Here is a 12,925-nt window from a genome sequence, read left to right on the forward strand (position 1 = left end):
CGTCGTCAGACTTTGAACCGCGACACACCACCGCGCAGCCCGGCGGCCACCTGGCTCAGTTCGTCGATGGCGAAACTGGCCTGGCGCAGCGACTCGACGGTCTGGGTGCTGGCATCGCTTAGCTGGGCCAACGCCTGGTTGATCTGCTCGGCGCCGGTGGCCTGGGCCTGCATGCCCTCGTTGACCATCAGTACTCGCGGCGCCAACGCCTGCACCTGGTGGATGATCTGGCTCAGTTGCTCGCCGACCTGCTGCACCTCGAACATGCCGCGGCGCACTTCCTCGGAGAACTTGTCCATGCCCATCACCCCGGCCGACACCGCCGACTGGATCTCGCGCACCATCTGCTCGATGTCGTAGGTGGCCACGGCGGTCTGGTCGGCCAGGCGCCGCACCTCGGTGGCGACCACGGCGAAGCCACGACCGTATTCGCCGGCCTTCTCGGCCTCGATGGCGGCGTTGAGCGACAGCAGGTTGGTCTGGTCGGCGACCTTGACGATGGTCACCACCATCTGGGTGATGTTGCTGGCCTTTTCGTTGAGGATCGCCAGCTTGGCATTGACCAGGTCGGCGGCGCCCATCACCTGGTGCATGGTTTCTTCCATGCGCGCCAGGCCCTGCTGGCCGGAGCCGGCAAGGCTCGAGGCCTGGTCGGCGGCACTGGTGACTTCGGTCATGGTACGCACCAGGTCCCGCGAGGTGGCGGCGATTTCCCGCGACGTGGCGCCGATCTCGGTGGTGGTGGCGGCAGTTTCGGTGGCGGTGGCCTGTTGCTGCTTGGAGGTGGCCGCGATCTCGGTGACTGAGGTGGTCACTTGCACCGACGAGCGCTGGGCCTGGGCCACCAGGTTGGCCAGGGACTCGGCCATCTCGTTGAAACCACCCTCGATCGCGCCGAACTCATCCTTGCGGTCCAGGTTCAGGCGCATGCTCAGATCACCCGAGCGCAGACCGTCCAGACCGCGGACGATGCGTTGCATGGGTGCGGTGATCTGGCGCATGAGCAGCAGTCCGCAAACACCGGCGGCGATAATGGCCAGCAGCAGCGAGACGACCATGCTGCCTTTGGCGGTGTTCACCGCACTGACGATGTCGTTGGTGGCCTTGTCGGCGGACTCGCGGTTGCGCTCGATCACTTCGTTCAGGTGCTGGCGCCCTTCTTTCCAGGCCGGCGTAAGCACATCCATGATCAAGCGCTGGGCTTCGGGGTAGTTCTTCTGGCGGTAGGTCTCCAGGACCTGGTCGACGAGCTTGACGTACTCCTCCTCCAGACGGGTGAAGTCGTCGAACGCCGCCTGGTCGGCGGCGTCGCGGATGGTCGCCTGGTAGCTGGCCATGTGTTTCTTGAGGCGATCGTTGAAGCCCTTGAACAGCTCCAGGTCGGCCGAGGTGATCTCGCGGTGGTTCGACAGCCCCACCAACTGCTGGCTGGTGACGTAGCTGTCGACCCACGCACTGCGGATCATCGAGCTGTAGTAGACGCCGGGGATGCTGTCGGACCCCACGGCTTCCTCGCTGGACTCGATCGCCACCAGCCGCGAGTAGGCGGCCACAATCATCAGCAGCATGATGGCGATGATCACGGCGAAACTTGCCAGGATCCGTTGGCGCAAGGTCCAGTTCTTCACATTCAGCCCTCAGGAATTCGATACGAGCGGGAAAAATCGCCGAAGTATAGCCCAGGCTTCCCGTTCAATTGCGGCTGAATGCAGCGGTATTCAGGCGTCCGTGCCCGTTCAGGCGGCCAAATGCCGGTTCACTGACCTGCGGCAAGCCTGACCTGATTCTCCAGTTCCTGGCGCAGGTTCGGGTCGAGGCGCAGCTGGCGGGCCAGTTCATCGAGATAGGCACGCTCCATGAAGTTCTCCTGATCGACCATCATCACACTGGCCAGGAACATTTCGGCGGCCATCTCCGGCGTCTGCGCGGCGCGGGCCACCTCGGCCGGGTCCAGCGGCTTGTTCAGTTCGGCATGCAGCCAGTGCTGCAACTCACGGTCGCTGTCCAGGCGGGTGAACTCGCCTTCGATCAATGCCCGCTCTCGTTCATCGATATGGCCATCGGACTTGGCCGCTGCCACCAGTGCCCGAAGCACGGCTTGGCTATGCTGCTCGGCCTGGGCCGGCGGCAGACGGTCGAGGGTTTGCGGCTCGTGATTGCCCGCGCCCTGGCGCGCCTGCCAGTTGCCATAGGCCTTGTAGGCCAGCACGCCAAGTGCGGCCAGCCCGCCGTAGGCGAGTGCCTTGCCGCCGTACTTGCGCGCCTTCTTGTTCCCCAGCAGCAGGCCCATCGCTCCAGCCGCCAATGCGCCGCCGCCGGCACCGGACAACAGGCTGCCAAGGCTCCCGGAGCCCTTGCCCTGTTGGTTCTGCAGCATGGATTGACCGGTTTTCAATAGCTGATCGAGCAGACCACGGGTGTTCATCTGGCAGACCTCGCAAGCATCCAAAGTAGGTAGGACTGCAGAGTAGGCCGGCAAGCTGAAGCCACGCTTAACGCATTTGCATCCGGATGTTGCCCAGCTTGGTTTGTTTGTTCAGCCAATCGCTTTCGAGGAAGCCGTCGATGACTACCTCGAAACTTGCAAGCACCCGGGGCGCGAACCGCAGAAGACCTACTCCGGAACACTCAGCCTGCGCCTGGAGCCCACCCTCCACGCCAGCGTGGCGGCCGAGGCCGAGCTGGCGCAGAAGAGCATCAACCAGTGGGTCAGCGACATTCTCAGCCAGGCGGCCTGTCGCTGAATCAGTCGCGCAGGTCCGACTCGTGGATGGGGTTGGCCCGGCTGGTGGCCCGCTGATACTGCGCTGGCCAGGTCGCCTTGTTGCCGCCCAGGTCGTCGTCGGCATGCAACGGCCAATAGGGGTCGCGCAGCAGCTCGCGGGCGAGGAAGATCACATCGGCCTGGCCGGTGCGCAGGATATGCTCGGCCTGGGCCGGTTCGGTGATCATGCCGACGGTGCCGGTGGCGATTTCCGACTCCTTGCGTACCCGTTCGGCAAAGCGGGTCTGGTAGCCGGGGCCGGTGGGGATCTCGGCATTGACCGAGGTCCCGCCTGACGACACATCAATCAGGTCGACGCCCAGGGCGCGCAGGCGACGGGCTAGCTCGACGGTCTCGTCCGGGTTCCAGCCATCCTCGACCCAATCGGTGGCCGACACCCGCACGAACAGCGGTAGTTCCTGCGGCCAGGCCTTGCGTACCGCCTCGGCAACCTGCAGGGTCAGGCGAATGCGGTTTTCGAAGCAGCTGCCGTATTCATCGAGGCGCTGGTTGCTCAACGGCGAAAGGAACTGGTGCAGCAGGTAACCGTGGGCGGCGTGGATCTCGACCACCTTGAAGCCAGCCTGCAATGCCCGCTCGGTCGCGGCGACGAACGCGGCGACCACGTCCTGGATCTCGTCCTTGGTCAATTCACGTGGTGCGGTGTGCTGCGGATCGAAGGCGATCTTCGACGGCCCGACCGGCTGCCAGCCACCCTCCTCGATCTTGACGCTGCCTTGCTTTCCGAGCCACGGCCTGTGGGTGCTGGCCTTGCGCCCGGCATGGGCCAGCTGGATACCGGGCACGGCGCCCTGGGCGGTGATGAAACGGGTGATGCGTTGCAAGGGCTTGATCTGGTCGTCAGTCCACAAGCCGAGGTCCTCGGCAGTGATGCGCCCATCGGCGGTGACCGCGACGGCCTCGCTGATCACAAGACCCGCGCCACCGACCGCGCGGCTGCCCAGGTGGACCAGGTGCCAGTCGTTGGCCAGGCCGTCGACGGCGGAGTACTGGCACATGGGGGAAACGGCGATGCGGTTGGGCAGGGTCAGCTGACGCAGGGTGTATGGCTCGAGCAGCAGGCTCATGGGGCACCTCCCAGGGACTCCAATGGTTTCCGGGCCGGCGGTTGTAGTCGAGCGTGGGCCGGTACCGGTAGTTTCAGACTAGACCATGAAGATGGGAGGCGAGCCTGAGCGCCAAGTTCCGATGACGGGCTGCACCATGACCCAGGCATCCGTGCTTAGGAACCCTTTGCAGCCTGCCGCTCTTCCTCACGCAAGGTCAGCACCTCGAATCCGCTCTCGGTCACGGCCACCGTGTGCTCCCATTGCGCCGACAGCGTGTGATCGCGAGTGATCACCGTCCAGCCATCGCGCAGACCACGGGTCCCACGCCCACCCTGGTTGATCATCGGCTCGATGGTGAACACCATCCCCGGTTGCAGCTTCATGCCCATGCCGCGCTGGCCGTAGTGCAGCACCTCCGGTGCCTCGTGCATCTGCCTGCCGATGCCATGCCCGCAGTATTCGCGCACCACGCTGTAGCCAGCGGCCTCGGCGTGGACCTGGATGGCATGACCGATATCACCGAGCGTCGCGCCGGGGCGCACCTGCTCGATGCCCTTCCACAATGCGGCATAGGTGGTATCGACCAGGCGCCGGGCCTGGTCGCCGATCTGACCGATGCCGTACATCTTCGACGAGTCGGCAATGTAGCCGCCCTGCTCCAAGGTGATATCGACATTGACGATCGAGCCTTCCTTCAACACCTCGTCGGCCTTGGGCATGCCATGGCAGACCACATGGTCCACCGAGGTGTTCAGTGAATAGGGGAAACCGTACTGGCCCTTGCTCGCCGGTCGGGCCTTGAGGGTTTCGACGATGAAGGCCTCGGCGCGGTCGTTGATCTGCATGGTGGTCACTCCGGGGCGGATGAAACCGTCGAGGTCGGCAAACACCCGGGCCAGCAGTTGGCCTGCGCGGCGCATCAGCTCGAGCTCGGCGGCGTCCTTGAGGATGACCTTGCTCATTGCAGAAGCGCCTTGAGGTTGGCCTGCTCCTGGCGCAGCAACTGGCGCAGCAGTTCCTGATAGGTGGCTTGCGGGTGCAGTTCGGCCAGCATGCCGAGGCGGATCCAGTGCTCGGCCTGGGCGTTGATCGAACGCGACAGCGCGGCGCTGGCCACGCGCAGGTCTTCGTGGAGGTCGTCGCAGATCTTGACGATACCCATGGTGTAGTTACTCGCATATATGAAACGTACGCGAATCATATATCCGCCCGTATGCACGCGCCATCCGTTGGTGCGTGGTTCCCCGTATTGGTGCACGCCTTTGCCAAGCTAACCATCGAACCTGTGAGCGGGCTTGACCCGCGATGACATGGCCCGGGATTTGCTGCCTGGTTGCCATCGCGACCATCAACGCCGATGGTCCCTTTCATCACGACGAAGGCGCCGTGTTGCCCCGCTTGCCGCTTGCAGGCCGGGCAGCCGGCGCCTTTGTCGTTTCGTCAGCAGGAGATTGCCGATGAGCGACAGCCAAGTGCGCAGTGTTTGCCCGTATTGCGGGGTCGGCTGCGGCATCGTCATGCACGTGAGCGATGCCAAGGTGGTCAAGGTCAGTGGCGACAAGCAGCACCCGAGCAACTTCGGTCGCCTGTGCACCAAGGGCCTGAGCGCCCATGTGCCGCTACAGGCCGGGCGCATGACCCACGCCTTCGTGCGCGACCAGCGCAGCCAGCAGCCGGCGCGTTGCAGCCTGGACATGGCCATCAGCGAAGCCGCCGCGCGGTTGCGCGCGATCATCGACACCCATGGCGCGGATGCCGTGGCCTTGTACGTGTCCGGACAGATGTCACTGGAAGCCCAGTACCTGGCCAACAAGCTGGCCAAGGGCTTCATCCGCACCCGTCATATCGAATCCAACTCGCGCCTGTGCATGGCCAGTGCCGGCAGCGGCTACAAGCAGTCACTGGGTGCCGACGGACCGACGGGCAGCTACCAGGACTTCGAACGCGCCGAGGTGTTCCTGGTGATCGGCGCGAACATGGCAGACTGCCACCCGATCCTGTTCCTGCGCCTGCGCGACCGGCTCAAGGCCGGGGCCAGGCTGATCGTCGTCGATCCCCGGCGCAGTGCCACCGCCGACAAGGCCGACCTGTTCCTGCAACTGCGCCCGGGCACCGATCTCGCGCTGCTCAATGGCCTTCTTTACCTGCTGCATGTCAACGGCCACACCGACGCGGATTTCATCGCCCGCCACACCGAGGGCTGGGAGGACCTGCCGGCGTTTCTCGCGGACTACACCCCGGAACGGGTCGCGGCCATCACCGGGTTGGACGAGGCCGACCTCCACGAAGCCGCCCTCCTGATCGGTGAGGCCGGCGAATGGATGAGCTGCTGGACCATGGGCCTGAACCAGAGCATCCACGGCACCTGGCACACAAATGCCCTGTGTAACCTGCACCTGGCCACCGGCGCCATCTGCCGCCCCGGCAGCGGGCCGTTTTCGCTGACCGGCCAGCCCAACGCCATGGGCGGCCGCGAGATGGGCTACATGGGACCGGGCCTGCCGGGCCAGCGTTCGGCGCAGGTGGCGGCGGACCGCGCCTTCGTCGAGCGGCAGTGGCAGCTGGCGCCCGGCACATTGCGCAGCGAGGGCGGCGAAGGCGCGGTGGCGCTGTTCGAACAGCTCAAGAACGGCGAAGTGAAGGCCTGCTGGATCATCTGCAGCAACCCGGTGGCCAGCGTCGCCAACCGCCAGCAGGTGATCGACGGCCTGAACCAGGCGCACCTGGTGATCAGCCAGGACGCCTTCCTCGACACCGAGACCAACCGCTACGCCGACATCCTCCTGCCCGCGGCGCTGTGGGCCGAGGGCGAGGGGGTGATGATCAACAGTGAGCGCAACCTGACCTTGATGCCACGCGCCGTCGAGCCGCCTGGCGAGAGCCTGGAGGACTGGCGCCTGATCGCGCGCATCGCCTGTGCCCTGGGCTACGCGCATGCCTTCGACTACCCCGACGCCGAGGCGGTGTTCGAAGAGATCCGCCGCTTCCATAACCCGGACACCGGCTACGACCTGCGCGGCATCGACTATGCCGGGCTGCGCGACAGCCCCCGGCAGTGGCCCTGCGCGCCGGGGCGCGAGGATAACCGCAGCCCGCTGCGCTATCGCAACGACGCAGACGGCCAGCCAGCGGCGCTGAGCTTTCCGACTACCAGCGGCAAGGCGCGTTTTCATGCCCGACCCTGGCTGGCGCCGGCCGAGTTGCCGGACGATGCCTACCCCTTCATCCTCAACACCGGCCGCGTGCAACATCAGTGGCACACCTTGACCAAGACCGGCAAGGTCCCAAGCCTGAACCGCCTCGACCCCGGCCCCTTCGTCGAGATCCACCCCGCCGATGCCCGGCGCCTGGGCATCGGCGACAAGGACCAGGTGGCGATCCGTTCACGTCGAGGCCAGGCGCTGCTGCCGGCCCGCCTCAGCGACCGGGTGTTGCCCGGCGGCTGCTTCGCGCCATTCCACTGGAATGACCTGTACGGCGAGCAGTTGGCGATCAACGCGGTGACCTGCGACGCCGTCGACCCCACCTCGCTGCAACCGGCCTTCAAGTACTGCGCCGTGACCCTCGAACGGGTCGCGGGTGAACGCATCGAGGTCCTCGACCTGGACGTCACCATTCCTGCGGAGCCCGTCCCCATGCCGACCGCCACCCTCGCCCGCCTGCTGGGCCTGGAGACACAACCTGCTCCGGTGCTTGCCGAAGAGGAGCGCCATTACCTGCAAGGTTTCCTGCTTGGCCTGCAACAGACACGCGCCGAGGGTGTGCCAAGCCTCCCGGCCACCGCACCATTGGCGCCGGCCCGGCGCCTGTTCGTCGATGGCCTGCTGGCGGGGCTGTTCGCCCAGCCCCAAGCACAGGCGGCAGTACCTTGCCATCGCGTGTTGTGGGCCTCGCAGACCGGCAACGGTGAGGCGCTGGCCGAACGCTGCGCCCAAGGCCTGCGCGAGGCGGGGCTGATGGTGGAGCTCAGCAGCATGGAAAGCGTCAGCCCGGCGCAATTGCACGGCTGCGCCAGCGTACTGCTGATTGCCAGCACCTTCGGTGACGGCGATGCTCCGGACAGTGGCGCCGCATTCTGGCAGGCCCTGCAGGGTGCGGGCGAAACCGATTGCGCCAATCTGCCCTACGCGGTGCTGGCCCTGGGCGACTCCAGCTACGACCAGTTCTGCGGCTTTGGCCGCAAGCTCGACCAGCGCCTGGCGGAACTGGGCGGCCAGCGCCTGCTGGAGCGGGTCGAGTGCGAACCGGACTTCGAGGCTGCATTCAGTACGTGGCTCGAGGCCCTGCTGCTGGCCCTTGGCACAAACACGGTGGCTACGCCGGCGCCACCGACTGCCGAGCCTCACGGCAGAAACCAGCCATGGCCTGCACGCCTGGTGGAGAACCGCCTGCTCAATGGCCCAGGTTCGACCAAGGAGACCCGTCAGCTGGTGTTCGACCTGGCGGGTAGCGGCCTGGACTACCAGCCCGGCGATGCGCTGGGCGTGTGGCCGCGCAACTGCCCGGCGCTGGTCGAGGAACTGCTTGGCCTGATGCAGCTCGATGGCCAGGCCGTGGTCGAGCTTGAAGGCCAGAAACCGATGCCCCTGAGCCTGGCGCTGGAGCGGCAGCTGGACATTACCCGTGTCACGCCACGACAGCTCGAAGCGTTCAGCGAAAACACGCCAGTTCTGCAACAGCTGTTGCAGCCTGAATGCAAGGCCGCGCTCAAGGACTGGCTGTGGGGCCGGCAACTGGTCGATGTGCTGCGCGAGTTTCCCCGGCAATGGCCACTGGCCCGCTGGCTGGAACTGCTCAAGCCCCTTCAGCCACGGCTGTACTCGATCAGCTCAAGCCCCAAGACGCATCCGGGGCAGGTGCACCTGACGGTGTCCACGGTGCGCTACGGCGAACGCAAGGGGGTCTGCTCGGCCTTTCTCGCTGATCGTGCGGCGGACGTCGAAGTGGCCATCTTTGCCCAACCATCCAAACACTTCCGCCTGCCCGACGACGACGGCACGCCCATCGTCATGATCGGCCCCGGCACCGGCATCGCGCCCTTCCGGGCTTTCCTCGAAGAGCGCCAGGCACGTGCAGCGCCTGGCCGCAACTGGCTGTTCTTCGGCGAGCAGCACGAGGCACACGACTTCTACTATCGCGAACAGTTGCTGGCCTGGGAAGCGCAGGGCCATGTACGCCTGAGCACCGCGTTCTCCCGCGACCAGCCGGAGAAGATCTATGTGCAGCAACGCCTGCTGGAACAGGGCGCCGAACTGTGGCGCTGGCTGCAGGACGGCGCGCATGTGTATGTCTGCGGCGATGCCCAGCGCATGGCCCGGGATGTGGATGCGGCCTTGCGCCAGGTGGTGGCGCAGCACGGCGGCCTGGACGAGACCGCGGCAGCGGCCTATGTCGAAGGTTTGGGACGGGACAAGCGCTACCGGCGGGATGTGTATTGATGCACCACGGTGGTGAGGGCTGCACCCTGCTTGTGCGCCCGCACCACCTGGCCAGCACATGCCCAAAGCTGTAACCCTTGTGAAAGCGGGCTTGCCCCGCAATTAAAGGGAGCCTGGCACGCTCCCTGCTTCAAGCAATGCACAACAGCCCCAACGACCAACGGCGGTCAACAGGGGCCTCACACTGATGAGTACAGGCAAAGGCGCCTGGAGCTTCGGCTCCAGGCGCCTTTTTCGTTTTCCGTGATCGAGGATCGGCTATGCAGGCAACAGCGAACGGGGCACAACGAGCACGACTGGTCATCGTCGGCAATGGCATGGTTGGCCATCACTGCGTCGAGCAGCTGATCGAACGCGGCGCCACGGCACACTTCGAGCTGCATGTGTTCGGCCAGGAGCGCCAGCGCGCCTACGACCGGGTGCACCTGTCGGAGTATTTTACCGGTAGCTGCGCCGAGACCCTGGCCCTGTGCGCCCCGGACTACTACAGCCGCCACGGCGTGCACCTGCACCTGGGCGAGGCGGTGCTGGACATCGATCGCGAGCGCCGGGAGCTGGTCACCGCCGAGGGCCGCCTGGGCTATGACCAGTTGATCCTGGCCACCGGTTCCTATCCGTTCGTGCCGCCAATCGAAGGTTCCAGCGGCAATGCCCGCCTGGTTTACCGCACCCTCGAGGACCTCGATGCGATCCGCGCCGCCGCCGCAGATGCCCGCCGTGGCGTGGTGGTGGGCGGCGGCCTGCTCGGCCTCGAGGCAGCCAACGCCCTGAAGTCCCTGGGCCTGGAGGCGCATGTAGTGGAGTTCGCCCCACGCCTGATGCCGGTACAGCTGGACAGCGAAGGCGGCGCGGCGCTCAAGGCGCGGATCGAGGCCCTGGGCGTGGGCGTGCACCTGTCCCGCGCGACCCAGTCGATCAGCGCTGGCGAGCAGTACCGCTACCGGATGAACTTCGACGGTGGCGAACACCTGGAGACCGATCTGATTGTCTTTTCCGCCGGCATCCGCCCACAGGACGCCCTGGGCCGGGCCTGTGGCCTGGAGATCGCCGCGCGCGGCGGCGTGGTGATCGACAGCCAGTGCAAGACCAGCGATCCACGGATCTTCGCCATCGGCGAGTGCGCGTCGTGGAACGGCAGCGTGTTCGGCCTGGTCGCCCCCGGCTACGCCATGGCGCGCAACCTGGCCGCGCGGCTGCTGGGCGAGACGGCGGACGATTTCACCGGCGCCGACATGTCGACCAAGCTCAAGCTGCTGGGCGTGGATGTCGGCTCGATCGGCGATGCCCACGGCGCCACGCCCGGTTCACGCAGCTACCGCTTCATCGACGAGGCCAACAGCGCCTACCGCCGGCTGGTGGTGGATGCCAGTGGCAAGCACGTGCTCGGCGCGGTGCTGGTGGGCGACAACAGCTACTACGACACCCTGCTGCAGTACGCCCAGAACGGCATCGCCCTGCCGACCGATCCGGCATCGCTGATCCTGCCGCAAGGAAGTGGCGCGCCGACCCTGGGCGCTGATGCGCTGCCCGACAGCGCGACCATCTGCTCCTGCCACAACGTCAGCAAGGGCGCGGTGTGCGCCGCCATCGACAGTGGTTGCGGCGACCTTGCCGCCGTCAAGGGCTGCACCAAGGCCGCCAGCGGCTGCGGTGGCTGCGCTGCCCTGCTCAAGCAGGTCTTCGAGCATGAGCTGACCGCCCGTGGCGTGACGCTCGACAAGAGCCTGTGCGAGCACTTCGCCTACACCCGCCAGGAGCTCTACGGGCTGGTGCGGGTGGAGGGTATCCGCACCTTCGGCGAACTGCTCGAACGCCACGGCAAAGGTCACGTGGGTTGCGACATCTGCAAACCGGCGGTGGGCAACATCCTCGCTTCATGCTGGAACCAGCCGATCATGGACCCGGCGCTGGTACCGTTGCAGGACACCAACGACACCTTCATGGCCAACATGCAGAAAAACGGCACCTACTCCGTGGTGCCGCGCATTCCCGGCGGCGAAATCACCCCGCAGAAGCTGATCGTGATCGGCCAGGTGGCGCAGAAATACGACCTCTACACCAAGATCACCGGCGGCCAGCGCATCGATCTGTTCGGGGCCCAGCTGCACGAACTGCCGCTGATCTGGGGCGAGTTGATCGCTGCCGGCTTCGAGACCGGGCACGCCTATGGCAAGTCGACGCGCACGGTGAAATCCTGCGTGGGCAGCACCTGGTGCCGCTATGGCGTGCAGGACAGCGTGGCCATGGCGCTGCGCCTGGAGGATCGCTACAAGGGCCTGCGCGCGCCGCACAAGCTCAAGTTCGCGGTATCCGGCTGCACCCGCGAATGCGCCGAGGCGCAAAGCAAGGACATCGGCGTGATCGCCACCGACAAGGGCTGGAACCTGTACGTATGCGGTAACGGCGGCATGCGCCCGCGCCACGCCGAGCTGTTCGCCACCGACCTGGACGACGAGACCCTGGTACGGCTGATCGACCGCGTGCTGATGTTCTACATCCGCACCGCCGACAAGCTGCAGCGCACCTCGGTGTGGCGCGAGGGCCTCGAAGGCGGGCTCGACTACCTCAAGCAGGTGGTGATCGACGACAGCCTGGGCCTGGCAGCCGAACTCGAAGCGCAGATGCAGCAGGTGGTCGAGCGCTACGAGTGCGAATGGGCCAACGCCCTGGGCGATCCGGAAAAGCTCAAGCGCTTCCGCACTTTCGTCAACGACCAGCGCGCCGATCCGGATGTGCATTTCGTGCGCGAGCGTGGCCAACGCCGACCCGCTGCGCCGCTTCAGCTGATTCCCACCCACGAGGAGGCAATGTGATGAACCTGTCCAACACGGTTTCAGCCAGTGAAATCCGCTGGCAGATGGTGTGCCAGGCCAGCGACCTGGTCGCCGACTCCGGGGTGGTGGTGTGGCACGAGGGTGAGCAGGTGGCGTTGTTCTACCTGCCGGGACAAGGGCGGGAGCTGTACGCCGTCGGCAACCGTGACCCACGCTCGGGCGCGAACATCATCGGGCGTGGGTTGGTGGGCAGCCTGGGCGCAACCGTTGTGGTAGCGGCGCCGCTGTACAAGCAACATTTCTGCCTGCAAAACGGCAACTGCCTGGAAGATCCGACACAGCGCTTGCCGGTGTGGCCAGGGCGTATCCGTGGTATGACGGTCGAACTGGGACAAAGACTCAGATGACAATCAGTTTGCCGGGAGCATGCCCAACCGGCCAGTGCCCGGCCAGGTACAGGTCGACCACCCGACGCCAGTGATCGCCCAGACCGAAGAACTGCTCGGTGGCGTACTGACGGAACGCGAAGGCCGCGCCGCCGCGAGCGGCCTCGCTGAAGTCGTGCGGGCGGCAGATGAACGGCGCCTTGTCGAGCGTGCGGGTGGCGGCCATCACTGCCCTGTTCAGCGCCATGCGCTGCTCGCTCAGCACTTTGGTCGTCTCTTGCCGCGGGTAGTACGGATCGTCTTCGCCCGCCGAGGTGGGGAGCCATTGAGTGGCATCGTACAAGCCCTGGAACGCCTGGTCCGAGGGGGTCACGAACACCGCCTCGACCGAGGCGATGAGAATCACCTGCGGATCCTGGATGTCAGGCTTGCCCAGATTGCCGAAGAATCGAGTCTGCCCGATCTGTTCGAGCGTGTGTTCCAGGTCGATCAT

9 protein-coding genes and 1 pseudogene are annotated in these 12,925 nt (G+C 65.9%); 4 read left to right on the plus strand and 6 right to left on the minus strand.

Features of this window, described 5'->3' with window-relative positions; translation table 11 throughout:
- Positions 1 to 5: 5 nt before the first annotated feature.
- Positions 6 to 1,628: a methyl-accepting chemotaxis protein gene (locus tag AC25ND_RS03450; protein WP_263154786.1), complete on the minus strand. Its 1,623-nt coding sequence runs from the start codon at positions 1,626 to 1,628 to the stop codon at positions 6 to 8.
- A 128-nt stretch (positions 1,629 to 1,756) separates the two neighbouring features.
- Positions 1,757 to 2,425, minus strand: coding sequence for a tellurite resistance TerB family protein (locus AC25ND_RS03455; RefSeq protein ID WP_486976106.1), 669 nt, complete (start codon positions 2,423 to 2,425; stop codon positions 1,757 to 1,759).
- A 121-nt stretch (positions 2,426 to 2,546) separates the two neighbouring features.
- On the opposite strand from AC25ND_RS03455, the pseudogene AC25ND_RS03460 reads away from it, so the two are divergent.
- Positions 2,547 to 2,744, plus strand: a pseudogene (locus AC25ND_RS03460) (type II toxin-antitoxin system HicB family antitoxin); the annotation flags it as partial.
- Between the two features lies 1 nt (position 2,745).
- Here the strand turns inward: AC25ND_RS03460 and AC25ND_RS03465 are convergent.
- The 3 genes from AC25ND_RS03465 to AC25ND_RS03475 form a co-directional block, all read right to left on the minus strand.
- Positions 2,746 to 3,852 carry an NADH:flavin oxidoreductase/NADH oxidase gene (locus AC25ND_RS03465; RefSeq protein ID WP_486976107.1) on the minus strand — a complete coding sequence of 369 codons (1,107 nt, stop codon included), beginning with the start codon at positions 3,850 to 3,852 and terminating at the stop codon, positions 2,746 to 2,748.
- 155 nt (positions 3,853 to 4,007) lie between these two features.
- Complete coding sequence (gene map / locus AC25ND_RS03470) at positions 4,008 to 4,796, minus strand: type I methionyl aminopeptidase (protein WP_028690146.1); 789 nt, start codon at positions 4,794 to 4,796, stop codon at positions 4,008 to 4,010.
- Positions 4,793 to 4,996, minus strand: coding sequence for a ParD-like family protein (locus AC25ND_RS03475; RefSeq protein WP_028690147.1), 204 nt, complete (start codon positions 4,994 to 4,996; stop codon positions 4,793 to 4,795). Before AC25ND_RS03475 ends, map begins: the two co-directional genes overlap by 4 nt.
- A 295-nt stretch (positions 4,997 to 5,291) precedes the next feature.
- On the opposite strand from AC25ND_RS03475, the gene AC25ND_RS03480 reads away from it, so the two are divergent.
- The 3 genes from AC25ND_RS03480 (at position 5,292) to nirD (ending at position 12,453) form a co-directional block, all read left to right on the plus strand.
- The gene (locus AC25ND_RS03480) at positions 5,292 to 9,272 is read left to right on the plus strand and encodes a bifunctional nitrate reductase/sulfite reductase flavoprotein subunit alpha (RefSeq protein ID WP_486976108.1); all 3,981 of its coding nucleotides are present in this window, start codon (positions 5,292 to 5,294) and stop codon (positions 9,270 to 9,272) included.
- Positions 9,273 to 9,532: 260 nt separating this feature from the next.
- Positions 9,533 to 12,085 carry a nitrite reductase large subunit NirB gene (gene nirB, locus AC25ND_RS03485; protein ID WP_486976109.1) on the plus strand — a complete coding sequence of 851 codons (2,553 nt, stop codon included), beginning with the start codon at positions 9,533 to 9,535 and terminating at the stop codon, positions 12,083 to 12,085.
- The gene (gene nirD, locus AC25ND_RS03490; protein ID WP_062364171.1) at positions 12,085 to 12,453 is read left to right on the plus strand and encodes a nitrite reductase small subunit NirD; all 369 of its coding nucleotides are present in this window, start codon (positions 12,085 to 12,087) and stop codon (positions 12,451 to 12,453) included. The genes nirB and nirD overlap by 1 nt, the downstream gene beginning before the upstream one ends.
- Here the strand turns inward: nirD and AC25ND_RS03495 are convergent.
- A complete protein-coding gene (locus AC25ND_RS03495; protein ID WP_062364169.1) occupies positions 12,446 to 12,925 on the minus strand; it encodes a hypothetical protein in 480 nt (159 codons plus the stop codon). The two genes, nirD and AC25ND_RS03495, sit on opposite strands and share 8 nt — an antisense overlap.

This window comes from Pseudomonas sp. P110(2024) (genome assembly GCF_057480795.1).